This window comes from Streptomyces lincolnensis (assembly GCF_021173675.1).
Lineage (GTDB): Bacteria > Actinomycetota > Actinomycetes > Streptomycetales > Streptomycetaceae > Streptomyces > Streptomyces lincolnensis_B.
The window spans coordinates 75,941-99,702 of the sequence record NZ_JAIHON010000011.1 but is presented as its reverse complement, the minus strand read 5'-3'; the positions used below and the strand labels follow the sequence as shown (position 1 = coordinate 99,702).

The window sequence follows — 23,762 nt, the reverse complement described above, 5'->3', positions numbered from 1 at the left end:
CGCTCATGACCGATGACATGACAGGCGCCCCGCGCGAGCCGGGCAGCCAGTGGTACGACGGCGAAGCCGGCCCCCTGGTGCGTCCGTACGCCATGACCGGCGGACGCACCAAACCGGGCCCCACCGGGGTGCGCTTCGACCTGATCGCCCTCGTCACGCTGGACGCCGGCGCGCCCGGCGTCGACGACGACACCGGCCTCGGGCCGGAACACCGGTGCCTGATCGACCTGTGCCGCACGGAGACGCAGTCGGTCGCGGAACTCGCCGCCGGAGCCGACCTGCCCGTGGGCGTGGTCAGGGTGCTCCTCGGCGACCTCCTGGAGATCGGCTGCGTCACCGTCAGCCGACCCGTGCCGCCCGCGCAGCTTCCCGACGAACGGATTCTGCGCGAGGTGATCGAAGGACTGCGGGCGCTGTAGATGAACGTTCAGAACCAGGAAAACATCAGAACCAGGAAAAAAGCGGTCCAATGCCCCGAAGGGGAGCCCCAGTTGCCATGATGCTGCCTTCGCACACCGACGTCGACCGCTGCCGGCCCTCACGAGAGAAGTGAACGATGGTCTCCGAGCACTCCGACGCCCCGGGCGGCGACACGACCGCCCTCGCGCTGAAGATACTGGTCGCCGGCGGGTTCGGCGTGGGCAAGACCACCCTGGTCGGCGCCGTCAGCGAGATCCGGCCGCTGCGCACCGAGGAACTCCTCAGCGAGGCCGGGCAGTCGGTGGACGACACCGACGGCGTGGACCAGAAGGTCACCACGACGGTCGCCATGGACTTCGGCCGCATCACCATCCGCTCCGGACTCTCCCTGTACCTCTTCGGCACCCCCGGTCAGGACCGCTTCTGGTTCCTGTGGGACGAGTTGTCACAGGGAGCTCTCGGCGCCGTGGTCCTCGCCGACACCCGTCGCCTGGAGGACTGCTTCCCGGCGGTGGACTACTTCGAGCACCGGCACATCCCGTTCGTGGTCGCCGTCAACTGCTTCACCGGCTCCCGGACGTACGGCGCGCACGACGTCTCCCGCGCCCTCGATCTCGACCAGGGCACACCCGTCGTGCTCTGCGACGCACGTGACCGCGATTCGGGAAAGGAGGTACTGATCCGGCTGGTCGAGTACGCCGGGCGGATGCACACCGCCCGGCTGCTCGACTCGGTGGGCTGACCACAGGACTCGGGGGCCGGCCCACCTCCCGGTGTCCGCCGGACGGTTCCTAGTCCGCGACGGCCTTCTGTGCCAGCACCTTGTCGATCTTCACGCGGACGAGGAGTTCACCCGGCACGCCGTTGCGGGCGCCGAACTCCTCGCCCCGTTCCTCGCCCATGTACCGCGCTCCTATCCGGCCCGCCCAGTGGCGGACCTCGTCGAGATCCTCCGAGATCCGCGCACTGCCCTGCAGTACCACGTAGTCGAAGGGCGGCCGGTCGTCGTCCACGCACAACGCGACCCGGCCGTCCCGGATCAGATTGCGCCCTTTGACCGTGGCCTTGCCGGTGTTGAACACCAGGTCGTCCCCGTCCAGCAGGAACCAGATCGGAGCCACGTGCGGACTCCCGTCGGCCCGGACGGTCGACAGCTTCCCGGTGCGGGTGCCCTGCGAGACGAACTCGCGCCATTCCGTGTCGGTCATCTTCTGTGCCATGCCCCCATCCTCCTTGCCCGGACGCCGGTCGTGGGGAAGGCTTGCGGGGGGTGATCCTCCGGACAGGAGGAGACGTCACACGGGGAGCAGGGGAAACATGACGCAGAACCAGGGGCTCGACTGGCTGCTGGACGACCTGACCGAGCGCGTCGAACACGTGCGACACGCACTGGTCCTGTCCAACGACGGGCTGGTGACGGGAGCGAGCACAGGACTGCGCCGCGAGGACGCCGAACATCTCGCGGCCGTCTCGTCCGGACTGCACAGCCTGGCCAAGGGCTCGGGACGGCACTTCGGCGCGGGCCGGGTGCGCCAGACGATGATCGAGTTCGACGACGCGGTCCTGTTCGTCACCGCCGCGGGCACCGGCAGCTGTCTGTGCGTGCTCAGCGGCGCGGAGGCCGACATCGGCCAGATCGCCTACGAGATGACCCTCCTGGTCAACCGCGTCGGCGAACACCTCGACGTGGACGCCCGACAGCCCGAGCGAAACCCGGTCGCGGACATCTGACCTGCGCCTTCGTCGCCCCGAGCGGAGTTATCCACAGGCTCGCCACGCGATTCGCCGAACCGGCTACGGTTTTTGTCACGGCGAACGCACACAGCGTGAGCACTCACTTCACTCCACGGGGGAGACGACCATGTCGACCGGCACCATCACCACACCGCACCTCGCTTCCCGCACACCCAGTCGTGCCGCCCGCGAACTGGGGCTGAAGCGAGGCGAGTTCGACCTCGCCGTACATCTCGGCCTCGTCCGGACCCTGCCCGACGAGGGAGGCGGAGGCCGCCGCGTCCCACGCTCGGAGATCGAGCGCCTGCAAGCCGACAAGAACTTCCCCGACTCCTTGCGGGCCCGCGTGAAAACGGTGGGCACCACGGAGGGCGCGACCCTCATGGACGTCCCCGTCGGCAGGTTCGCCCGCCTCGCCCGACTGGGCCTGGTGACACCGGTGACCTACTACCTCAACCGCTACCGCGCCGTGGTCTGGCTGTATCTGGCCGAGGAACTACGGCAGTTCGCGGCCGACGAGAAGAACACCCCTCTGCTGAACGCCCGGATGCCCGAGAACCTGCGCGGCCAACTGGAGGCGGGCGTGGACCTGCGCCCGCGCAACTGGCGCGGACGCCACCTGGGTTTCCTGCTGCGGCAGGCGGACGACGCGTGGCAGCGCGCCGGGATCCTGGCCGGATTCCTGGAGCCGGCGCACATCTCCCAGGTCGTCCCGGACCCCTACGAACGCTCCCACCTGAACCGCTTCCGCCCAGCGCCGCCGGCCCATGGCGCGCCCGGCTCACCTGCCGCCAACCTCGCCGTGCGGATCATGACGGCGGACGACCCGGACGAGATCGCCTGGCTGAGGGCCGAACTGGCCGCGACGCTGGAGGAAGCACGCAGAAACCGCCCGGCGCCTCGTCCCGCGCCGAAGGAGGCCCGTGCCGCGGTGGAGCCGGCGGCATCGGTACCGCAGCTGCCTGCGGTACCGATGCCGCCGCGCCGACTGCTGGGCTGGCTGCGGCGCCGCAGCCACCGTGCCACCAGCCTCTGAACGAAGGTGACGGGCCGCCGTGTCCCCCTACAGCTCCCTGAAGAGCCCCTCCTGGACGACCGATACGAGCAGCCGCCCCTCCAGGTCGTAGATCCGGCCGCGGGCCAGCCCCCGGCCGCCCGTCGCGATCGGTGACTCCTGGTCGTACAGGAACCACTCGTCCGCGCGGAACGGCCGGTGGAACCACATGGCGTGGTCCAGCGAGGCGATGTCGAAGCTCCGCGGGCCCCACAGGGGCTCTACCGGGATGCGGACGGCGTCCAGGAGGGTCATGTCACTGGCGTACGTCAGCGCGCAGGTGTGCACGACCGGGTCGTCGCCGAGCGGCCCGACCGCGCGCATCCACACCGCGCTGCGCGGCTCGGCGTCCTCGACCTCCTGCGAGGTCCAGCGCAGCCGGTCCACATAGCGGATGTCGAAGGGCTGGCGGCGCGCCATCCGCTCCAGGTGCTCGGGCAGCGCGCCCATGTGCTCCCGGATCTCCTCCGTGACCGTCGGCAGCGACTCGGGGTCCGGGACCTTCCGGGCCGGCGGCAACTGGTGCTCGAAGCTCCCCTGTTCAGGCTTGTGGAAGGAGGCGGTGAGATTGAAGATCGTGCGGCCCTGCTGCACGGCGGTGACCCGGCGCGTGGTGAACGACCTGCCGTCCCGCACCCGTTCGACCTGGTACACGATCGGCACGCCCGGCCGGCCGGGACGCAGGAAGTACGCGTGCAGCGAGTGCACCGGCCGGTCGCCCTCGGTGGTGCGGGCGGCGGCGACCAGCGCCTGTCCGGCCACCTGGCCGCCGAACACCCGCTGCAGCGACTCCTGGGGACTGCGGCCGCGGAAGATGTTGACCTCGATCGGCTCCAGGTCGAGCAGGTCGACCAGCTTCTCCGCCGGGTTCGTCATGGGTGGGATTCTCCTGTGCTCACAGCTGGCCGACATCGGTGACACGGACGACGGCGCGGCCCTCCGCGTCGGAGGCGGCGAGGTCCACCTCCGCGCTGATGCCCCAGTCGTGATCGTCGTTCGGGTCGTCGAAGATCTGGCGGACGCGCCACAGGCCGTGCTGCGGCTCCTCCTCGATCACCAGCAGCTTGGGGCCACGGGCGTCGGGTCCGGTGCCGAGGTCGTCGTACTCGTCCCAGTACTTGTCCATCGCCTCGCCCCAGGCATCCGCGTCCCAGCCGGACTCGGAGTCCATCTCGCCCAGCTCCTCGACCTGGTCCAGGGCGGCCAGCTCGACGCGGCGGAACAGGGCGTTGCGGACCAGGACACGGAAGGCGCGCGCGTTGGCGGTGACCGGCTTGACCTCGTCGGCCTTCTCCTGGGCCTCCTCGGCGGTCATCACCTCCGGGTTGGCGAGCTGCTCCCACTCGTCCAGCAGACTGGAGTCGACCTGGCGCACCATCTCGCCCAGCCACTCGATCAGGTCCTGCAGGTCCTCGGACTTCAGGTCGTCCGGGATGTTGTGGTCCAGGGTCTTGTAGGCGCTGGCCAGGTAGCGCAGGACAATGCCCTCGGTGCGGGCGAGCTCGTAGAAGGAGACCAACTCCGTGAACGACATCGCCCGTTCGTACATGTCGCGGATGACGGACTTCGGGGAGAGCGGATGGTCGCCGACCCAGGGGTGGCTCTTGCGGTAGGTGTCGTAGGCGTGGAAGAGCAGCTCTTCCAGGGGCTTGGGGTAGGTGATGTCCTGGAGGCGCTCCATGCGCTCCTCGTACTCGACGCCGTCCGCCTTCATCGCGGCCACGGCCTCGCCCTTGGCCTTGTTCATCTGGGCGGCGAGGATCTGCCGGGGATCGTCCAGGGTGGATTCCACGACGGACACCATGTCCAGGGCGTAGGACGGCGACTCGGGGTCGAGCAGCTCGAACGCGGCCAGTGCGAAGGTGGACAGCGGCTGGTTCAGCGCGAAGTCCTGCTGGAGGTCGACCGTGAGACGCACGATGCGGCCGCTGGCGTCCGGCTCGTCGAGCTTCTCGACGATGCCGCCGTCCAGCAGCGAGCGGTAGATCGCGATGGCCCGCCGGATGTGCCTGAGCTGCTGCTTGCGCGGCTCGTGGTTGTCCTCCAGCAGGTGCCGCATCGCCTCGAAGGCGTTGCCGGGGCGGGCGATCACCGACAGCAGCATCGTGTGTGTCACCCGGAAGCGCGAGGTCAGCGGCTCCGGCTCGGAGGTGATGAGCTTCTCGAAGGTGTTCTCCGTCCACCCCACGAAGCCCTCGGGCGCCTTCTTGCGGACGACCTTGCGGCGCTTCTTGGGGTCGTCTCCGGCCTTGGCGAGCGCCTTCTCGTTCTCGACCACGTGCTCGGGAGCCTGCGCGACCACGAATCCCGCCGTGTCGAAGCCCGCGCGTCCGGCACGGCCCGCGATCTGGTGGAACTCCCGCGCGCGCAGGGTGCGCACGCGCGTTCCGTCGTACTTGGTCAGAGCGGTGAACAGCACGGTCCGGATAGGGACGTTGACGCCCACACCGAGCGTGTCCGTGCCGCAGATGACCTTCAGCAGACCCGCCTGGGCGAGCTTCTCCACCAGGCGCCGGTACTTGGGCAGCATGCCGGCGTGATGGACGCCGATGCCGTGCCGCACGTAACGGGAGAGGTTGCGGCCGAACTTGGTGGTGAAGCGGAAGTTGCCGATCAGCTCGGCGATCTGATCCTTCTCCTCGCGCGTGCACATGTTGATGCTCATCAGCGCCTGCGCCCGCTCCACGGCCTGCGCCTGCGTGAAGTGCACGATGTAGACCGGCGCCTGCCTGGTCTCCAGCAGCTCCGTCAGCGTCTCGGTGAGCGGAGTGAGCTTGTACTCGTAGGAGAGCGGCACCGGACGGGTCGCCGAGCGGACCACCGAGGTCGGTTTGCCGGTGCGTCGGGTGAGGTCCTTCTCGAACATCGAGACGTCGCCGAGGGTGGCCGACATCAGGATGAACTGCGCCTGCGGCAGCTCCAGGATGGGGATCTGCCAGGCCCAGCCGCGGTCGGCCTCCGCGTAGAAGTGGAACTCGTCCATGACGACCTGGCCGACGTCGGCGTTCCTGCCGTCGCGCAGGGCGATCGAGGCGAGCACCTCGGCGGTGCAGCAGATGACGGGGGCATCGGCGTTGACGGACGCGTCACCGGTCAGCATGCCGACGTTCTCCGTGCCGAAGAGCTTGCACAGCTCGAAGAACTTCTCCGACACCAGCGCCTTGATCGGCGCCGTGTAGAAGGTGACCTCGTCACGGGCGAGCGCGGCGAAGTGGGCACCCGCCGCGATCATGCTCTTGCCGGACCCGGTGGGCGTCGACACGATCACGTTCGCACCCGAGACGACCTCGATCAGCGCCTCCTCCTGGTGCGGGTAGAGCGTGAGCCCGCGCTCCTGGGCCCACCCCTCGAAGGCTTCGTAGAGGGCGTCCGGGTCGGCGGTCGGCGGCAGCTGATCGATGAGGGTCACCCACCCATCTTGCCTGCCCCGACGCCCCACAGGGGAATCGGCTGCGGGCACGAAGATCGCGAACGCTACGCTGTGTCGCCGACGACACGTCAGCGAACCCGGTCAACTGGACAGCGGCACACGAGGAATGGGGCGGGCAACGGCGATGATGGGACCAGCGCACTCACTGTCGGGGGCCGCCGCCTGGCTCGGCGTAGGAGCGGCGGCAGCCGCGGCCGGGCACACCATGCCCTGGCCGGTTCTGCTGGCCGGAGCCCTGATCTGCGCGGGCGCCGCGCTCGCCCCCGACCTCGATCACAAGGCGGCCACCATCTCGCGGGCCTTCGGTCCCATCTCCCGCGGCCTGTGCGAGATCGTCGACAAGCTCTCCTACGCCGTCTACAAGGCCACCAGGAAGCAGGGCGACCCGCGCCGCTCCGGCGGGCACCGCACCCTCACGCACACCTGGCTGTGGGCCGTACTGATCGGCGCGGGCGCCTCGGCGGCGGCGGTCACCGGTGGCCGCTGGGCGGTTCTCGCGCTCCTGTTCGTGCACATGGTGCTGGCCATCGAGGGCCTGCTGTGGCGGGCGACCCGGGGCTCCAGCGCCGACGTCCTGGTCTGGCTGCTGGCCGCGACCAGCTCGTGGATCCTCGCCGGTGTCCTGGACAAGCCGGGCAACGGCTCGGACTGGCTGTTCACGGCGCCGGGGCAGGAGTACCTGTGGCTGGGGCTGCCGATCCTGCTGGGGGCGCTGGTCCACGACATCGGGGACGCCCTGACGGTCTCCGGCTGCCCGATCCTGTGGCCGATCCCGGTGGGCCGCAAGCGCTGGTACCCCATCGGCCCGCCCAAGGTGATGCGGTTCCGGGCGGGCAGCTGGGTGGAGCTGAAGGTGCTGATGCCGGCGTTCATGCTGCTCGGCGGGGTGGGCTGCGCGGCGGCGCTCAACTTCATCTGAGCGGCCCGCCCGGTCAGGCCCGTTCCGCACGGCGCCCCACGCGAGCAGGCTGCACGCCGGCGGGCCGCCGCGGCCGCTCACGAGCCGCCGGAACCCTGTCAGCCGCCGGAGCCCGGGCTTCCGCCAGAACCCTGGTTTCCGCCGGAGGCCTGGCCCGATCCGTCGCCGTATCGACGCTCGAACCGGGCGACGCGGCCCTCGGAGTCCACGGTGCGCGCCTTGCCGGTGTAGAAGGGGTGGCTCTCGGAGGAGATCTCCACGTCCACCACGGGGTAGGTCTCGCCGTCGTCCCAGTCGATGGTCTGATCGCTGGTCGCGGTGGACCGGGTCAGGAAGGCGTAGCCGGCGGCCCGGTCGCGGAAGACGACGGGGCGGTAGTCGGGGTGCTTGTCCTGCTGCATACGTGCTCCTCGTGCGGCCTCGGCGGCGGGTTCGGTGGCGTGGGCGTGGGGCGGGGCAGGTCAGCCGGACAGGGCGTCCTCGTCGACGATGTGCATCGCGGCCTCCTCGGCGGAGGCGGCGGCGCCGTCGATGCCCACGTCCGTGGCGACGAGCGCGCTCTCCTCGTCCTCGTGGGCGCCTTCGTCGGGGGCGACGAGGCGGCCGGAGCGGACGCTGCCGACCTCGTTGTCCAGGAGCTCGCCGTCGGTGCCGTCGCAGTCGCCGATCCCGTCGCCGTCGGGTGCGACGAGGTCCGGCTGCTCCTCGGCGAGCCGCTGGTCGAGTGTCTCGCCCTGCCTGCGTTCGGCGGCGGTCACGCCGGTGTGCTCCACCGCCCACGGCCGTTCCGGAGGGGACCAGCCCCGGTCGAGGGGGTCGTCGACGCCGTCGTTGTCCAGGGTGTCCTCCGCGTCGAGCAGACCGGCGTCGTCCTGGATCTCGGATCCGTCGGGCTGGTAGACGTCGTCTCCCCAACCGTCGGCGCTGTTCACGGGTACCTCCAGGTGGTGGGGACGGGCCCGGTGTCGCCGCGCTCGACGGTGGACCGCCGGGGCACGGGGCACAGACCGCACCCGGGGAACCCGACCGTCCCCGGGCACTCCCCGAGCCGGTGCCGATATCCAGCCTTCCACCCCTTTTCGGGACCGCGCAACGGCACGGCACGAGGAGAGACCCGGCACCGTGAGGCCCGGCCCGGGCCCACCATGCCCGGAGCGGGGCCGGGACCGAGGTCAGGCGTCTGCGGGTGGTCGGGGACCACGGTCCTTCTCCACTCCGGTCGCCGGCCCGCCCCACCAGCGGCCGACGGCCGGCGGGCGTCCCCAGCCGCCGGCCGCCGCCAGACACCCTCCGCCGGCTGCCGCCAGACACCCTCCGCCGGCTGCCGCCAGACACCCTCCGCCGGCTGCCGCCAGACACCCTCCGCCGGCTGCCGCCAGACACCCTCCGCCGGCTGCCGCCAGACACCCTCCGCCGGCCGCCGCCAGACACCCTCCGTCGGCCGCCACTGTGAGACGTCCTCCGCCGCCTGTCACCTCGCGAAGGCCCCGGCAAGGCGTGGCCGTCCGGCGACACCCGACCCGACAGCCTCCGCACCACACACCCACCCGACAGCTGCCCGAAGCGAAGGCTCCGCTCGGCAGTCACCCCCGAGCCGAGCCCCCGCTCACCCCGAGCCGAACCCTCGCTCACCCCAACCCAAGCCCTCCCTCATCCCGAGCCGAGCCCCGCTCACCCCCGGCCCCCACTCACCTCACCCGTGCCACGACCGCCACAGCGCCGCATACGCGCCGTCCGCCGCGACCAGCTCGTCGTGGCTGCCCAGCTCGCTGATCCGGCCGTTCTCGACGACGGCGATGATGTCGGCGTCGTGGGCGGTGTGGAGGCGGTGGGCGATGGCGACGACTGTGCGGCCGTCGAGGACGCGGGCGAGGGAGCGTTCCAGATGGCGTGCGGCCCGGGGGTCGAGGAGGGAGGTCGCCTCGTCCAGGACGAGGGTGTGCGGGTCGGCGAGCACCAGCCGGGCCAGGGCGATCTGCTGGGCCTGGGCCGGGGTGAGGACCAGGCCGCCGGAGCCGACCTCGGTGTCCAGACCGTCGTCCAGGGCGCGCGCCCAGACGTCCGCGTCCACCGCGCCCAGCGCGGCCCACAGCTCGGCGTCGGCCGCGTCCGTGCGGGCGAGGAGCAGGTTGTCGCGCAGGGAGCCCACGAAGACGTGGTGCTCCTGGTTGACCAGGGCGACGTGCGAGCGCACGCGTTCCGCCGGCATCCGGGAGAGTTCGGCGCCGCCCAGGGTGATCCGGCCGGTCCGGGGTCCGTAGATCCCGGCGAGCAGCCTGCCGAGGGTGGACTTGCCCGCGCCGGAGGGCCCGACCAGCGCCAACCGGGTGCCGGGGGCGACCTCCAGGGACACCTTGCGCAGCACGTCGACCCCTTCGAGGTAGCCGAAGTGCACCTTGTCCGCCTGCACATGGCGCCCGTCGGGGGCCAGCGTGTCGTCCCCGGCGTCGGGCTCGATGTCCCGCACGCCGACCAGCCGGGCCAGCGACACCTCCGCCACCTGGAGCTCGTCGTACCAGCGCAGGATGAGCCCGACGGGGTCGACGAGCATCTGGGCGATCAGCGCGCCCGTCGTCATCTGCCCGATGTCGATCCAGCCCTGGAGCACGAACACGCCGCCGACCATCAGCACCGAGGTGAGGACGGTGACATGGGTGATGTTGACGACCGGGAAGAGCACCGACCGCAGCCAGAGGGTGTAGCGCTCCCAGGCCGTCCACTCCTTGATGCGGCGCTCCGAGTGGGCGATGCGGCGCGCGGCGAGGCGGTGGGCCTCGACGGTGCGCCCGGCGTCCACGGTCTCCGTGAGCGCGGCCGCGACGGCGGCGTACCCGGCGGACTCCGAGCGGTAGGCCGACGGCGCCCGCCTGAAGTACCAGCGGCAACCGACCACCAGCAGGGGCACGGCGAACAGCACCGCGCCCGCCAGCGGTGGTGCGGTGATGACGAGCCCGCCCAGCAGGAGGGCCGCCCACACCACGCCGATGGCCAGCTGGGGCACGGCCTCGCGCATCGCGTTGGACAGCCGGTCGATGTCCGTGGTGATCCGGGACAGCAGGTCACCGGTGCCGGCCCGTTCCAGGACACCCGGCGGCAGGCCGACCGACCGGACGAGGAAGTCCTCGCGCAGGTCGGCCAGCATCCGCTCGCCGAGCATCGCCCCGCGCAGCCGCACCTCCCGGACGAACACCGCCTGGATGGTCAGTGCGAGCAGGAACAGCCCGGCCGTCAGGCCCAGATGGAGTTCACGGGCCTCCTCCGACACCCGTTCCACGAGCCCGCCCAGCAGCCACGGACCGGCCATCGAGGCGATGACGGCCACCGTGTTGACACCGACGAGGAGCAGGAAGGCACGCCGATGCCGGCGGAACAGTTCGGCCACGTAGACGCGTACGGTCGCGGTGGCGCCGACGGGCAGGGTGTTCGCCGTCGTCGGGGCCGCCGGGTCGTACGCCGGTGGCGCCACGCCGATCATGCTGTCTCCTCGATCTCTTCCAGTTCGTCCATCTCGTCCATGTCGCTCATGTCGTCCAGTTCCACCAGTGCGCCGCTCACGGTGGCCTCCTCGTCGGTCTCGCGGGTCACGACCGCCCGGTACCGCGGGTCCTTGCGCACCAGGTCGCGATGCACGCCGACCGCCGTGACCTCGCCCTCGTGGACCAGCACGACCCGGTCGGCGCGGTCCAGGAGCAGGGGCGAGGAGGTGAAGACGACGGTCGTGCGGCCCTCGCGCAGCTCCCGCACTCCGGCCGCGATCCGGGCCTCGGTGTGCGAGTCGACGGCGGAGGTCGGCTCGTCCAGGACGAGCACCCCCGGGTCCGTGATCAGCGACCGGGCCAGGGCCAGGCGCTGGCGCTGGCCGCCGGACAGGGAGCGCCCGCGTTCGGTGATGCGGGCGTCCATCGGGTCCGCGGCGCCGACCGAGCCCTGGGCGAGAGCCGCCAGCACGTCGTCGCACTGCGCGGCCGCCAGCGCCTCCTCGGCACCGACCTTGCCCGACGCGGGCACGTCGAGCAGCTCACGCAGGGTGCCGGACAGCAGCACCGGGTCCTTGTCCTGGACGAGGACGGCGGTACGGGCGGAGTCGAGCGGCAGGTCGTCCAGCGCGACTCCGCCCAGCAGTACCGACGTGCTCTGCTCCGAGGGATGTCCGCCCAGTCGTTCCGCCAGCCGTCCCGCCGCGTCCGGGTCGCCGCACACCACGGCGGTGAGCCGGCCGGCGGGCGCGAGCAGACCGGTCGCGGGGTCGTACAGGTCCCCGGTCGGTACCTCGGCGGCGAGGGTCCCCTCCGTGTCGGTGGCCCGCTCCAGGGCCAGCACCCGCGCGGCCCGCCGGGCCGAGGGGCGCGAGAAGGAGTAGGCCATCGCGATCTCTTCGAAGTGCCGCAACGGATAGGTGAGGATCATGACCGAGCTGTAGACGGCGACCAGCTCGCCGACGCCGATCCGGCCGTCGCGGGCCAGGTTGACGCCGTACCAGACGACCGCGATCAGCAGCAGTCCCGGCAGCAGGACCTGGATCGCGGAGATCAGGGACCACATGCGGGCACTGCGTACGGCCGCGTGGCGGACCTCCTGGGAGGCGCCGCGGTAGCGGTCGAGGAAGAGCTCCTCGCCGCCGATGCCGCGCAGGACCCGCAGACCGGCGACGGTGTCCGAGGCCAGTTCGGTGGCGCGTCCCGCCTTCTCCCGCTGGAAGTCCGCGCGCCGGGTGGCGCGGGGCAGCAGCGGGAGCACGGCCAGCGCGAGGACCGGGAGGCCCACGGCGACGACCACGCCGAGCGAGGGCTGGTAGACGACCAGGCCGACGCAGACCAGCACGAGGGTGAGAGCCGCCGCGGTGAAGCGGGAGAGGGCCTCCACGAACCAGCCGATCTTCTCGACGTCGCCGGTGGAGACGGCCACCACCTCGCCGGCGGCCACCCGTCGGGTCAGCGCCGAGCCGAGCAGAGCCGCCTTGCGGGCCAGCAGTTGCTGGACGCGCGCGGCCGCCGTGATCCAGTTGGTGACCGCGGCGCGGTGCAGGAAGGTCTCGCCGACCGCGTTGCCGACGCAGCACAGACCCAGCAGACCGCCCGCGAGGGCGAGCCGGGAGCCGGAGCGCTCGACGACCGCCTGGACGGCCAGGCCGACACAGAACGGGATCAAGGAGATGGACCCGAAGTGCAGCACTCCCCAGACCAGCGATCTGAGCTGTCCGCCCAGTTGGTTTCTGAACAGCCACCACAGGAATCGGGGGCCCGAACGGGCGTCCGGCACACCCGGGTCGGGATACGGAAGGTCTTGAATCTGCATGACGTCCCAGTGGCTCGTGTCAGGGGGGGTGGGAGGAACCGCGAAAGGGCGGCAACAAACCGTGACAGGTTCGCGTCGGACAGTGCTCCGGAGCAAACGGTTTTCTGCTCCACCGCACAGAACCGGCCCAGGCCTCATTGCGGACGGTGCCCGACACGCCGTAGAACACGGCCATGAAGAGACGGATCATCATGTCCATGCTCGCCGGAGCGACCCTCCTGGCGAGCACCCTGCTCGGGGCGGCCCCGGCCCCGGCTCTGTCCGCCGACGCCGTGGCCGACGTGCCCGCCGAGTTCGGCAGCGACTGGCACGACCCCGTCACGGCCGCCCCGCCGGTCACCAGGCCCGCCGGCAGGCCCTGCCACGTCACCCTCGCGGAGGCGCGGTTCCGTGACTTCACGCCGTACAAGGGCACGTACACGCCACCCGGGGGATGCGGCGACGACTGGAGCAAGGTCGTGCTGCGGCTGGACGGCAAGGTCAAGGGACGGCAGTTCGACCGGCTCGGATACGTGCATGTCGGCGGCGTCGAGATCTTCCGCACGTCGACTCCGCAGCCCTCGCCCGACGGCATCGAGTGGTCCGTCGAGAAGGACGTCACGCGCTACAGCGACACCTTCCGCCGGGCCCAGGACGTCGAGATGCTCATCGGGAACGTCGTCGACGACACGTACACGGGGATCATCGACGTCAAGGTCACGCTGACGTTCTACGCCGGACACCGGGCCGCCACCCCGGACCGGGTGCTGACCCTCGGGGGCGACGCCATCCTGACCACGCCCCGCAACAGCGAGCGCATCGTCGCCGAGGTGTACGCCACCGGCTCCGGCGGCGGCTGCGAGGAGTACTGGTATCTGACGGTGCCCGCCACGGCCCCCTACTCCTGCAAGGCCGACGAGGGCCCCTACCGCGAGGTGCAGATCAAGGTCGACGGACAACTCGCGGGCATCGCGGCCCCGTTCCCGACGGTGTGGACCGGCGGCTGGTCCAACCCCTTCCTCTGGTACGTCGTTCCCGGACCGCGCGCCTTCGACATCAAGCCGATCGAATACGACCTGACCCCCTTCGCCGGACTCCTCAACGACGGCCGCCCGCACCGCGTGGAGGTCTCCGTGGTCGGCGTGCCCGAGGGGCAGAGCGGCTGGAGCGCCCCCGTCAACGTGCTCGTCTGGCAGGACGCGCGGAGCGCGCACGTCGGCGGGAAGCTCACCGCGCACAGGAACGGTGCCCTGGCCGACACCTCGACGTACACGCCCGGTTCGGAACACCGTGTGGACACCGAGGGTGACCACCGGCTGACCGTCGCGGGCTATGTCGACACCTCGCACGGTCGAGTGACGACCACCGTCACGCGTGCGCTGGCGAACTCCTCCGTCCACCGGTGGACGGACGGCGAGACGACGGACGCGCTGGACGCGGTGTGGACGGACGAGGAGTCGGTCACCGTCGACGGGCGCGGTCCGGCCCGGACGACCCGCACGCAGCGGACGTACACGATGGACGGCACCACCACGCTCGGCGCGGCCGACCGGCTGCGGACCGAACTGACCCTCGGTGACCGCGCCGTGGTCACCGAGTCGCGCGACGGGCGGCGCACGGCCTGGCGGCGGCTCGACGACACCTACGCGGGGGACGCCACGTACACCGTCAACGTCCCGCGCGACCAGCGGCACGCGGTCGGCACGTCGAGCGAGCGCTACCGGATCCGCGGTTCGGGCGGCTGCTACGACCGCACGCTGGCCACCGCCCAGGGGGTGCTGACGGAGGACCGCCGCGCCTGCTGAGGGAGCTGTGTGCGATGCGTCACACGTGGCGTGATTTACCTGGCTGAAACGCGGCGGTCTTGTGCGGGATCAACGTCCACTCCAAAGTGATCGACACGGAAGCCGCTTTCCGTATCGCAGAAGTCCCCGTTCAGGCTTCTGTGCGTTCACCGTCCCCTAGGAGTGCCCGTGCCGCCGTCCGTCGTTCCGTCCCTGCCACGACGCGTCGCACGCATCTTGCGTACCTCTCTCTTCGCGCAGGTCGCCTGCGCGCTCGTGCTCGGCATCGTCGTCGGGAAGCTGTGGCCCGGCTTCGCCTCCGACCTCCAGCCGCTCGGCGACGGCTTCACCCGGCTCATCAAGACGATCATCTCGCCGCTCGTGTTCTGCGTGGTGGTCGTCGGTATCGCCAAGGCCGGTGACCTGAAGGCGTTCGGCCGGATCGGGCTCAAGGCCCTGATCTGGTTCGAGGTGGCGAGCACGCTCGCCCTGATCATCGGGCTGCTCGCCGCCAACGTCGTCCAGCCGGGCTCGGGCATGAACGTCGACCCGGCCACGCTCAACACCGCGGCGGTGGACGCGAAGACGGGCGGCGGCTCGCTGCCCTCGACGACCGAGTTCGTCCTCAACGCGATTCCCACCAGTTTCATCGGCGCCTTCGCCGAGAACGAACTCCTCCAGGTGCTCATCCTGGCCTGCCTGGTCGGTGCCGCGCTGCTCCACCTCGGTCACACCAAGGTGCCCAAGGTGCTGCCCGCCATCGAGCAGGCCCAGGAGATCATCTTCGCGGTCGTCGGCTTCATCATGCGACTCGCCCCGATCGCGGTGTTCGGCGCCATGGCCGTCCTGATCGGCAACTACGGCCTCGGCGTCATCGAGACCTACGCCAAGCTGATCATCCTGTGCTACGCCGCCGCGGCCTTCTTCATCGCGCTGCTCGCCGTCGCCCTGAAGATGGTCACCGGGCTCAGCCTCTGGAAGTTCCTGCGCTACATCCGCGAGGAGATGCTGCTCGCGCTGGGCACCGCCTCCACCGAGTCCGTGATGCCGCGGGTCATGCAGAAGCTGCGCAAGGCCGGTGCCCGTGACGACGCCGTCGGCCTGGTGCTGCCCACCGGCTACTCCTTCAACCTCGACGGCGCCTCGCTCTACCTTTCCATCGGCACGCTGTTCATCGCCCAGGCGGTGGGCGTCGACCTGAGCCTGAGTCAGCAGATCACCGTGATCCTGGTGCTCATGCTCACCAGCAAGGGCATGGCGGGCATCCCCGGCTCGGCGTTCCTCGCCCTGTCCGCGACCGCCTCCTCGCTGGGCGCCATCCCCGCCGGAGCCGTCGCCCTGCTCCTCGGCGTGGACCGCATCATGGACTCGATGCGCGTCGTGACCAACCTGCTCGGCAACTGCGTCGCCGTCTTCGCCGTCTCCCGCTGGGAGGGCGCGCTGGACACCGACCGGGCGAAGAAGGTCCTGGACCGCGAGATCGTCCCGACGGACGAGGCCGATGACGCCGACGGTGCCGACAAGGCCGATGACGCCGCCAAGGCCGTCGCGAGCGGCAAGGGCGGCGACAGCGGCGAGGCCGGCGGGAGCGAAGGCGGGCGCGAGAAGCTCGGCGCCGTTCCGGCTCAGGCCAAGGAACCCGCCCCCGAGGTCAGTTGACGGACACAGAAACGGGCCGCGGCCCCCGCTCCTCCTCACGGAGCGGGGGCCGCGGCCCGTCGTCGTGTCGGACGGCCGCCGTTCAGACGCCGCGGACCCGGGCCGGCGGCCCGTCGACCAGGGTGTCCAGCAGCCCGCCCAGCACCGCGCGCTGTTCGTTCGTCAGCGGGGCGAGGATCTCCTCCGCGGCCGACCGGCGCGCGGCGCGCAGCTCCTGCAGGGCCTTGTGGCCGTCGTCGGTGACCTCGATCCGGATCACGCGGCGATTGGCCGGGTCGGGCACCCGCCGCACTTTGCCGCTCGCCTCCAGCCCGTCGACCAGGGTCGTCACGGCCCGGGGGACCACCTCCAGGCGTGCCGCGAGATCGGCCATGCGGGGCGGCGAGTCGCAGTGCGCGAGGGTCCGCAGCAGCCGGGACTGCGCCGGGGTGACGCCGAGGCCGCGCCGCTCCAGATGGTGCTTCTGGATGCGGTGGACGCGGCGGGTCAGCCGCAGCAGCTGCTCGGCGAGCAGGCCGTCCGAATCGGGGGTGGTCATGCGGGAACAATATCAGGACGATGTTCATTGTGAACATAGGTAACAATGAGCTAAGCTCCCTAAGTTCCCATCGCCTCACCCTCCGTAGGAGCCATGCCCCGCGACCACATCGAATGGACCCCATCGTCCGGCACCTCGCCCGAGCCACCCCGGCAGGTGCGCCGCATCCTCCGACTGTTCAAGCCCTACCGGGCCCGGCTCGCCGTCGTCGGCGTACTGGTCGGCGCCTCGTCCCTGGTCACCGTCGCGACCCCGTTCCTGCTGAAGGAAACGCTGGACGTCGCCATTCCCCAGGGCCGCACCGGACTGCTCAGCCTGCTGGCGCTCGGCATGATCCTCAGCGCCGTCCTCACCAGCATCTTCGGCGTCCTGCAGACCCTGATCTCCACGACGGTCGGCCAGCGCGTCATGCACGACCTGCGCACCGCGGTCTACGGCCGCCTCCAGCGCATGTCGCTCGCCTTCTTCACCCGCACCCGCACCGGCGAGGTGCAGTCCCGCATCGCCAACGACATCGGCGGCATGCAGGCCACCGTCACCTCGACCGCCACCTCCCTGGTCTCCAACCTGACCAGCGTGGTCGCCACCATCATCGCGATGATCGCCCTCGACTGGCGGCTGACCGTCGTCTCCCTGCTCCTGTTGCCGGTCTTCGTGTGGATCAGCCGCCGGGTCGGCAGGGAACGCAAGAAGATCGTCACCCAGCGCCAGAAGCAGATGGCGGCGATGGCGGCGACCGTCACCGAGTCGCTGTCGGTCAGCGGGATCCTGCTGGGCCGCACCATGGGCCGCTCCGACTCGCTCACCCGGTCCTTCGCCGACGAGTCCGAGCAACTGGTCGGCCTCGAAGTGCGGTCGAACATGGCCGGGCGCTGGCGCATGGCCGTCATCTCGATCGTCATGTCCGCCATGCCCGCGTTCATCTACTGGACCGCCGGTCTCGCCCTCCAGACGGGCGGCCCGGACATCTCCATCGGCACCATCGTCGCCTTCGTCTCGCTCCAGCAGGGCCTGTTCCGCCCGGCCGTGAGCCTGCTGTCGACCGGTGTCCAGATCCAGACCTCGCTCGCGCTCTTCCAGCGCATCTTCGAGTACCTGGACCTGCCCATCGACATCACCGAGCGCGAGCGGCCCGTCCACCTCGACCACGTCAGGGGCGAGGTCCGCTTCGAGGACGTCGAGTTCCGCTACGACAGCGACGACAAGCAGATCCCCGTCCTCGACGGCATCGACGTCACCGTCCCCGCGGGCGGCAGCCTGGCGGTCGTCGGCCCGACCGGCGCCGGCAAGTCCACGCTCGGCTACCTCGTGCCCCGGCTCTACGACGTCACCGGCGGCCGTGTCACGCTCGACGGCGTCGACGTGCGCGACCTCGACTTCGACACGCTCGCGCGTGCCGTCGGCGTCGTCTCCCAGGAGACGTACCTCTTCCATGCCTCGGTGGCCGAGAACCTGCGCTTCGCGAAGCCGGACGCCACCGACGAGGAGCTGCACCAGGCGGCGCGGGCGGCCCAGATCCACGAGCACATCGTGTCCCTGCCCGACGGCTACGACACGGTCGTCGGCGAGCGCGGCCACCGCTTCTCCGGCGGGGAGAAGCAGCGCCTGGCCATCGCCAGGACCATTCTGCGAGACCCGCCCGTCCTCATCCTGGACGAGGCGACCAGCGCCCTGGACACCGGTACGGAACACGCCGTCCAGGAGGCGATCGACGCGCTCTCCGCCCACCGCACCACTCTCACCATCGCGCACCGCCTGTCCACCATCCGCGGCGCCGACCAGATCGTGGTCCTCGACTCCGGCCGGGTGGCCGAACGGGGCACGCACGAGGAACTGCTGGAGCGGGACGGCCGGTACGCGGCTCTCGTGCGGCGGGACGCGCGGCTGGAGAGGGCCGGAACCGACCGCGAGCCTCTTACGGAGGCGGTCGGCAGCGATCGTGAGCCTCGTCCGGAGGCGGCCGGAACCGACCGCGGGTCTCATCCGGAGCCGACGGGAGGCGACCGCGTGCCTCACCTGGAACCGACCAGCTGAACCGAAACCGACAAACTGAAGATATGCCGGGTTTGTGACGATATGCGGGTTACCGTGCCCGCATGTACACGAACACTCCGCCACGGAGCACGATTCGACTGACGCGCCGGGGCCGCCTCGCCCTCATCGCGACCGGGGCCGTCGTGGCCGGCACCGCCGTGGCGGTGCCGCTGCTGAGCATGGACAGCGACGTCGAGAAGAAGCCCACCACCCTGGTGATCCCGGAGGGCTGGCGCGCCGGGCAGGTCTACGAGGCCGTCGACAAGGCCCTCGCCCTGCCCGACGGTTCCACCAGGAAGTCCCTGGGCAAGGCGGGCCTGAAGCTGCCGAACGACGCGGAGGGCAACCCGGAGGGGTATCTCTTCCCGGCGACGTACCCGCTCGAACAGCACGGGAAGAAGGCCATGCCCGAGTCGCTGCTGTCCTTCATGGTCGACACCGCGAACCGGAAGTTCAACGGCGCTCCGATCGCGGCCGGCGCGCAGCGCAACGCCATGAACGTCTATCAGGCGGTCACGATCGCGAGCATCGTGCAGGCGGAGGCGGCCACCAAGGCCGACATGGGGAAGGTGGCCCGGGTCGTCTTCAACCGTCTGGAGCGCGGCATGCCGTTGCAGATGGACTCCACCCTCAACTACGCCCTGAACCGCGCCACACTGCGGACCACGACCGCCGACACACGGATCGACAACCCGTACAACTCCTACCAGCGCATGGGTCTGCCGCCCACGCCGATCTCCAACCCGGGCGAGCAGGCCATGCGGGCCGCGATCAGCCCGACGCCGGGCGACTGGCTGTACTTCGTCACGGTGAAACCGGGCGACACCCGCTTCACCGCCGACTACGCCGAACACCAGCGCAATGTCGCCGAGTTCAACCGCAACCAGCAGAGCCCGGCGAAGGCGGGATGACCCGAGGGGACGTCAGGCGGCGACCGGCGCGGCCGGCCGAGCCGTGTCGACCCGCCGGTCGGCGCGGGCCGGCTCTCCGGCCAGCAGCCGCCTGATGTCCCGTACGGCCGCGCGGCCCGCCCGGTTGGCGCCGATGGTGCTCGCCGACGGGCCGTAGCCGACGAGATGGATCCGCGGGTCGGTGACCGCGCGAGTGCCCTCGACGCGGATCCCGCCGCCCGGCTCGCGCAGCTTCAGCGGTCCCAGATGGCCGACAGCCGGCCGGAATCCGGTCGCCCACAGGATGACGTCGGCCTCGACGTGCCGCCCGTCGTCCCACTCCACGCCGTCGGGCGTGATCCGGTCGAACATGGGCCGCCGGTCCAGGATCCCGTCCGCGATCGCCTGCCGTACCGCGTCGTTGAGCGGCAGCCCGGTCACCGAGACCACGCTCCGCGGCGGCAGCCCCTGCCGTACCCGTTCCTCCACGAGCGCGACGGCCGCCCGGCCCACGTCCTCGGTGAAGGGTTCCTCGCGGAACACCGGCGGCCGCCTGGTGACCCATGTGGTGGCGGCCGCGTACGGGGCGAGCTCCATGAGGTGCTGTGTGCCGGACGCGCCGCCGCCCACGACGACCACCCGCCGCCCGGCGAAGTACTCGGGCCCGGGGTAGCGCGCGGTGTGCATCTGCCGTCCCCGGAAGGTCTCCCGGCCCGGGTAGTTCGGCCAGAACGGCCGGTCCCAGGTGCCGGTCGCGTTGATCAGCGCCCGCGTCGACCAGGTGCCGTCCGAGGTCTCGACGAGCAGCCGCCCGCCCTCGCCCTCGCGCACGGCCGTCACGTCGACGGGCCGCCGTACCCGAAGGTCGAAGGCGCGTTCGTACGCCGTGAAGTACTCGGCGACGACCTCCGACGACGGCCGCGCCGGATCGGCGCCCGTGAGCTCCATGCCGGGCAGCGCGTGCATGCCGTGGACCTTGCCGTACGTCAATGAAGGCCACCGGAACTGCCAGGCGCCGCCCGGCCCGGGGGAGTGGTCCAGCACCACGAAGTCCCGCTCCGGCTCGAAACCGGTGCGGCGCAGGTGATAGGCGCTGGACAGCCCCGCCTGCCCGGCGCCCGTGACGACGACCTCGACCTCGCGCGCATTGTTCACGTTTCTACCAACCGTACGGCGGTCGGGGATCTTCCCGGGCATGCGGCCGGGTCAGTCCACCTCCGAAGGGCGCGGCGCGGTCGTCGACGGCGGCAGGTCGCCGTTGAACCGCGTGTCGGTGAAGCGGCCGAAGTCGACCTTGTTCGGGATGAGCTTCAGCTCGGCGAAGGTGTCGGCGATCTCCTGCTCGGACGCGATGAGCGGCTTGTCCACGGCCACCGCGACCCGGGTGGCGTTGGTCCGCTGCACGGCGTCCAGCGCGACGTCCTCGGGCAGCCCGGTCTCCTTCGCCCAGACCTTCGCCCACTCCTCCTCGTGGGAGGACACCCAGGTGTAGGCCCGCCGCAGCCGCTCCAGGTAGTCCTTGATCGCGGCGGCCTTCTTCCCGTCCTTGAGCGCGCCCGGCGCCGCCACCTGGAAGGTGAGCCCGTTGGTGACGCCGTCACCGGTGGTCAGGATGCGGCCCTGCTTCGCCTTGAGCACCTGCGAGGTGTACGGATCCCACACCGCCCAGGCGTCGACCTTCCCGGAGGTGAACGCGGCCAGCGCGTCGGCCGGCTGGAGGTACTTGACCTTCACGTCGCTCAGGCTCAGCCCGGCCTTCCTGAGCGAGGCGACCAACTGGTAGTGGGCCGAGGACCCCTGGGCCACGGCGACGGACCGGCCCTTGAGCTGCGCGGTCGAGGTCAGCTTCGAGTCGTTCGGTACGAGGACGGCGTCGGACTTGGACGTGCCGTGCCAGGCGGCCACCACCGTGATCTTCGAGCCCGCGCCGGCGGCGAAGACCGGCGGGGTGTTGCCGACCCCGCCGATGTCGACGGCCTTGGCGTTGACGGCCTCCAGCAGGGGCGGGCCGGAGGTGAAGGTGGACCACTTGATCCTGTAGTCGAGGTTCTTCAGCTCTCCGGCGGCCCGCAGGATGGCCTCCGAACCGCCCTTCTGGTCACCGACATTGAGCGTGAGGGAGCCCGAGCCGTCCGTGTCGCCGCCGGTCGAGGCCGACGAGCTGCCTCCGCAGGCGGACAGCAGCAGGGCGAGGGGGAGGAGCAGTGCGGCGGGGGCGAGGCGACGTCGCATGGCGGATCCGTTCTTGTGCGCGAGGCTTGGGTGCGAGGTGGGTGACAGGGGGGTCAGGTGCGAGGTGAGTGACAGAAGGATCAGGTTCGAGGTGGGTGACCGGGGGGATCAGGCGGCTTCGGCGGCCGGGTCGACACCGAGCCGTTCCAGGAGTCCGGCGCGCAGTTCGGCGAACCGGGGGTCGGTGATGTCCCGCGGCCGGTCGAGGTCGATCTCCTGCTCGTACGCGATGACTCCGTCGTCCATCACAAGAACGCGGTCGGCGAGCAGGACGGCCTCCTCGACGTCGTGCGTGACGAGCAGGACCGCGCAGCCGCGGCGCTGCCACAACTCGCCCACCAGGCGCTGGGCGTTGATCCGGGTCAGGGCGTCTAGCGCGCCGAACGGCTCGTCGAGCAGCAGCAGATCGGGCTCACGGACCAACGCCCGGGCCAGCGAGGCGCGTTGGGCCTCACCTCCGGAGAGGGTCTTGGGCCAGGCGTCGGAGCGTTGGCTGAGGCCCACCTCCTCCAGGGCCCTGTCGGCGAGAGCGCGTTCGGGTTTGCCGGGCAGGCCCAGCAGGACGTTGCGCCAGACCTTCTTCCACGGCATCAGCCGGGGCGCCTGGAAGGCCACCGCCTTGCGGCGCGGCACCAGGACGGTGCCCTCGATGTCCCGGTCGAGGCCGGCGAGGATCCGCAGCAGGGTGGACTTGCCGCAGCCGCTGCGGCCCAGCAGGGCGACGAACTCGCCCTGCCGGACGTCGAGTCGGAGGTCGTCGATGACGGCACGGCCGTCGAAGGCCCGGGTCAGCCCCTCGACCCGGACGGCCGAGGAGGTGGTCACCGGGGAGGTGGTCACCGGCCGGTGAACGTCGGTCGCCATTGCAGCAGCAGCCTTTCGAGGGAGCGGACGATGAAGTCGGCCAGCAGGCCGAGGAAGGCGTACACGATCAGGCAGACCACGATCACGTCGGTGCGCAGGAAGTCCCGGGCCTGCACCATCAGGAAGCCGATCCCGGAATCCGCGTTGACCTGCTCGGCGAAGACCAGCGCCAGCCAGGCGATGCCGAGGGAGTAGCGCAGCCCGGTCATCGCTCCGGGCAGCGCGCCCGGCAGGATCACATGCCGTACGAGCCCCCACCGCGAGAGCCCCAGGGACTCCCCGGCCTCGATCAACTGGGCGTCCACGCCGCGGATACCGGCGTAGACATTGAGGTAGAGCGGGAAGGTCACACCGAGCGTGATGATGGCTGTCTTGGGCGCCTCGCCGATGCCGAACCAGATGATGAACAGCGGGATGAGCCCCACGAAGGGCACGGTCCGCAGCATCTGCACGGGGGCGTCCACGAGGTCCTCACCCACCCGGAACAGCCCCGACAGCAGGGCGAGCCCAGTGCCGATGACGGTCCCGAGCACCAGCCCGCCCGCCACGCGGCGCAGCGAAGTGGCCATGGCGTCGGGCAACGAACCGTCGGCGACGAGGTCCCGTCCGACCTCGGCGATCCGCCCCGGCGAGGCGAGCACGTCCGGAGTCAACACACCGGTGCTGCTGAGGAGTTGCCACAGGGCGAGGAGCACAAGGGGGCCGGTGGTGCGGCGCAGCCAGCGGGGGACGCGGGCGCGGCGGGAGGAGACGGGGGCGATGGGTTCGAGGCCGAGATGTTGATCGTCGGCGCCGTCGGGTGGTGAGATACCCGGAATATCATCTTTTGTCGATCCGGGCGGGGCATGGCTGATGCTCATGAGGACTCCACGGCGGGTGAGGGTCCGGTGACGGGGGAGGGGGCCGGCGTGCGTCGGAGACTCGTGACGC

The 23,762-nt window shown here is 70.9% G+C and carries 21 protein-coding genes; 9 read left to right on the top strand and 12 right to left on the bottom strand.

Translation table 11 applies throughout. The features are described 5' to 3' along the window. Positions 1-5: 5 nt before the first annotated feature. Complete coding sequence (locus tag K4B79_RS31290; protein ID WP_232030660.1) at positions 6-419, top strand: DUF742 domain-containing protein; 414 nt, start codon at positions 6-8, stop codon at positions 417-419. 137 nt (positions 420-556) lie between these two features. Then, positions 557-1,162 carry a GTP-binding protein gene (locus K4B79_RS31285; RefSeq protein ID WP_232030659.1) on the top strand — a complete coding sequence of 202 codons (606 nt, stop codon included), beginning with the start codon at positions 557-559 and terminating at the stop codon, positions 1,160-1,162. Positions 1,163-1,211: 49 nt separating this feature from the next. Here K4B79_RS31285 and K4B79_RS31280 read toward each other — a convergent pair whose 3' ends face one another. After that, on the bottom strand, positions 1,212-1,640 hold the full coding sequence (locus tag K4B79_RS31280) for a PPOX class F420-dependent oxidoreductase (protein ID WP_232030658.1): 429 nt from the start codon (positions 1,638-1,640) through the stop codon (positions 1,212-1,214). A 97-nt stretch (positions 1,641-1,737) separates the two neighbouring features. On the opposite strand from K4B79_RS31280, the gene K4B79_RS31275 reads away from it, so the two are divergent. Further along, entirely contained in the window at positions 1,738-2,151 is a 414-nt protein-coding gene (locus K4B79_RS31275; RefSeq protein WP_232030657.1) for a roadblock/LC7 domain-containing protein, read from the top strand. Positions 2,152-2,281: 130 nt separating this feature from the next. After that, positions 2,282-3,190 carry a DUF6397 family protein gene (locus tag K4B79_RS31270; protein WP_232030656.1) on the top strand — a complete coding sequence of 303 codons (909 nt, stop codon included), beginning with the start codon at positions 2,282-2,284 and terminating at the stop codon, positions 3,188-3,190. A gap of 27 nt (positions 3,191-3,217) precedes the next feature. Here the strand turns inward: K4B79_RS31270 and K4B79_RS31265 are convergent, their stop codons facing one another. Then, positions 3,218-4,084 carry an acyl-CoA thioesterase gene (locus K4B79_RS31265; RefSeq protein ID WP_232030655.1) on the bottom strand — a complete coding sequence of 289 codons (867 nt, stop codon included), beginning with the start codon at positions 4,082-4,084 and terminating at the stop codon, positions 3,218-3,220. 19 nt (positions 4,085-4,103) lie between these two features. After that, positions 4,104-6,617, bottom strand: coding sequence for a DEAD/DEAH box helicase (locus K4B79_RS31260; protein WP_232030654.1), 2,514 nt, complete (start codon positions 6,615-6,617; stop codon positions 4,104-4,106). A 145-nt stretch (positions 6,618-6,762) separates the two neighbouring features. On the opposite strand from K4B79_RS31260, the gene K4B79_RS31255 reads away from it, so the two are divergent. Beyond that, positions 6,763-7,557 (top strand): metal-dependent hydrolase, encoded by a 795-nt coding sequence (locus K4B79_RS31255; protein ID WP_232030653.1) that lies wholly within the window; start codon positions 6,763-6,765, stop codon positions 7,555-7,557. 98 nt (positions 7,558-7,655) lie between these two features. Here the strand turns inward: K4B79_RS31255 and K4B79_RS31250 are convergent, their stop codons facing one another. The 4 genes from K4B79_RS31250 to K4B79_RS31235 form a co-directional block, all read right to left on the bottom strand. Then, on the bottom strand, positions 7,656-7,958 hold the full coding sequence (locus tag K4B79_RS31250) for a type B 50S ribosomal protein L31 (protein WP_232030652.1): 303 nt from the start codon (positions 7,956-7,958) through the stop codon (positions 7,656-7,658). A 60-nt stretch (positions 7,959-8,018) separates the two neighbouring features. After that, complete coding sequence (locus tag K4B79_RS31245) at positions 8,019-8,489, bottom strand: DUF5709 domain-containing protein (protein WP_232030651.1); 471 nt, start codon at positions 8,487-8,489, stop codon at positions 8,019-8,021. 761 nt (positions 8,490-9,250) lie between these two features. Further along, positions 9,251-11,032: an ABC transporter ATP-binding protein gene (locus K4B79_RS31240; protein WP_232030650.1), complete on the bottom strand. Its 1,782-nt coding sequence runs from the start codon at positions 11,030-11,032 to the stop codon at positions 9,251-9,253. Beyond that, positions 11,029-12,852: an ABC transporter transmembrane domain-containing protein gene (locus K4B79_RS31235; protein WP_232030649.1), complete on the bottom strand. Its 1,824-nt coding sequence runs from the start codon at positions 12,850-12,852 to the stop codon at positions 11,029-11,031. The genes K4B79_RS31240 and K4B79_RS31235 overlap by 4 nt, the downstream gene beginning before the upstream one ends. 173 nt (positions 12,853-13,025) lie before the next feature. Between K4B79_RS31235 and K4B79_RS31230 the strand changes: the two genes are divergently transcribed. Then, positions 13,026-14,636, top strand: a complete 1,611-nt coding sequence (locus K4B79_RS31230) for a peptide-N4-asparagine amidase (protein ID WP_232030648.1) — start codon at positions 13,026-13,028, stop codon at positions 14,634-14,636. Between the two features lie 168 nt (positions 14,637-14,804). Continuing rightward, positions 14,805-16,274, top strand: a complete 1,470-nt coding sequence (locus tag K4B79_RS31225; RefSeq protein ID WP_232030647.1) for a cation:dicarboxylate symporter family transporter — start codon at positions 14,805-14,807, stop codon at positions 16,272-16,274. An 82-nt stretch (positions 16,275-16,356) separates the two neighbouring features. On the opposite strand, the gene K4B79_RS31220 is transcribed toward K4B79_RS31225, so the two are convergent. Further along, complete coding sequence (locus tag K4B79_RS31220; protein ID WP_232030646.1) at positions 16,357-16,812, bottom strand: MarR family winged helix-turn-helix transcriptional regulator; 456 nt, start codon at positions 16,810-16,812, stop codon at positions 16,357-16,359. A gap of 93 nt (positions 16,813-16,905) precedes the next feature. On the opposite strand from K4B79_RS31220, the gene K4B79_RS31215 reads away from it, so the two are divergent. After that, positions 16,906-18,846 (top strand): ABC transporter ATP-binding protein, encoded by a 1,941-nt coding sequence (locus tag K4B79_RS31215; protein WP_232030645.1) that lies wholly within the window; start codon positions 16,906-16,908, stop codon positions 18,844-18,846. Between the two features lie 62 nt (positions 18,847-18,908). Further along, the gene (gene mltG, locus K4B79_RS31210) at positions 18,909-19,757 is read left to right on the top strand and encodes an endolytic transglycosylase MltG (RefSeq protein WP_232030644.1); all 849 of its coding nucleotides are present in this window, start codon (positions 18,909-18,911) and stop codon (positions 19,755-19,757) included. Between the two features lie 12 nt (positions 19,758-19,769). Here the strand turns inward: mltG and K4B79_RS31205 are convergent, their stop codons facing one another. From K4B79_RS31205 to K4B79_RS31190, 4 genes are all read right to left on the bottom strand, one after another. Beyond that, positions 19,770-20,891 carry an NAD(P)-binding domain-containing protein gene (locus tag K4B79_RS31205; RefSeq protein ID WP_232030643.1) on the bottom strand — a complete coding sequence of 374 codons (1,122 nt, stop codon included), beginning with the start codon at positions 20,889-20,891 and terminating at the stop codon, positions 19,770-19,772. Between the two features lie 51 nt (positions 20,892-20,942). After that, positions 20,943-21,968: an ABC transporter substrate-binding protein gene (locus tag K4B79_RS31200; RefSeq protein ID WP_232030642.1), complete on the bottom strand. Its 1,026-nt coding sequence runs from the start codon at positions 21,966-21,968 to the stop codon at positions 20,943-20,945. Positions 21,969-22,076: 108 nt separating this feature from the next. Then, positions 22,077-22,832, bottom strand: a complete 756-nt coding sequence (locus K4B79_RS31195) for an ABC transporter ATP-binding protein (protein WP_232030641.1) — start codon at positions 22,830-22,832, stop codon at positions 22,077-22,079. Further along, positions 22,805-23,692: an ABC transporter permease gene (locus tag K4B79_RS31190; protein ID WP_232030640.1), complete on the bottom strand. Its 888-nt coding sequence runs from the start codon at positions 23,690-23,692 to the stop codon at positions 22,805-22,807. Before K4B79_RS31190 ends, K4B79_RS31195 begins: the two co-directional genes overlap by 28 nt. Positions 23,693-23,762 lie beyond the last annotated feature (70 nt).

Coding starts and splice junctions, on each gene's coding strand:
- K4B79_RS31265 (WP_232030655.1), bottom strand. CDS start 4,084: ATGACGAACCCGGCGGAGAAGCTGGTCGACCTGCTCGACCTGGAGCCG.
- K4B79_RS31240 (WP_232030650.1), bottom strand. CDS start 11,032: ATGATCGGCGTGGCGCCACCGGCGTACGACCCGGCGGCCCCGACGACG.
- K4B79_RS31235 (WP_232030649.1), bottom strand. CDS start 12,852: ATGCAGATTCAAGACCTTCCGTATCCCGACCCGGGTGTGCCGGACGCC.
- K4B79_RS31280 (WP_232030658.1), bottom strand. CDS start 1,640: ATGGCACAGAAGATGACCGACACGGAATGGCGCGAGTTCGTCTCGCAG.
- mltG (WP_232030644.1), top strand. CDS start 18,909: ATGTACACGAACACTCCGCCACGGAGCACGATTCGACTGACGCGCCGG.
- K4B79_RS31230 (WP_232030648.1), top strand. CDS start 13,026: ATGAAGAGACGGATCATCATGTCCATGCTCGCCGGAGCGACCCTCCTG.
- K4B79_RS31285 (WP_232030659.1), top strand. CDS start 557: ATGGTCTCCGAGCACTCCGACGCCCCGGGCGGCGACACGACCGCCCTC.
- K4B79_RS31190 (WP_232030640.1), bottom strand. CDS start 23,692: ATGAGCATCAGCCATGCCCCGCCCGGATCGACAAAAGATGATATTCCG.
- K4B79_RS31195 (WP_232030641.1), bottom strand. CDS start 22,832: ATGGCGACCGACGTTCACCGGCCGGTGACCACCTCCCCGGTGACCACC.
- K4B79_RS31270 (WP_232030656.1), top strand. CDS start 2,282: ATGTCGACCGGCACCATCACCACACCGCACCTCGCTTCCCGCACACCC.
- K4B79_RS31220 (WP_232030646.1), bottom strand. CDS start 16,812: ATGACCACCCCCGATTCGGACGGCCTGCTCGCCGAGCAGCTGCTGCGG.
- K4B79_RS31290 (WP_232030660.1), top strand. CDS start 6: ATGACCGATGACATGACAGGCGCCCCGCGCGAGCCGGGCAGCCAGTGG.
- K4B79_RS31255 (WP_232030653.1), top strand. CDS start 6,763: ATGATGGGACCAGCGCACTCACTGTCGGGGGCCGCCGCCTGGCTCGGC.
- K4B79_RS31200 (WP_232030642.1), bottom strand. CDS start 21,968: ATGCGACGTCGCCTCGCCCCCGCCGCACTGCTCCTCCCCCTCGCCCTG.
- K4B79_RS31275 (WP_232030657.1), top strand. CDS start 1,738: ATGACGCAGAACCAGGGGCTCGACTGGCTGCTGGACGACCTGACCGAG.
- K4B79_RS31215 (WP_232030645.1), top strand. CDS start 16,906: ATGCCCCGCGACCACATCGAATGGACCCCATCGTCCGGCACCTCGCCC.
- K4B79_RS31250 (WP_232030652.1), bottom strand. CDS start 7,958: ATGCAGCAGGACAAGCACCCCGACTACCGCCCCGTCGTCTTCCGCGAC.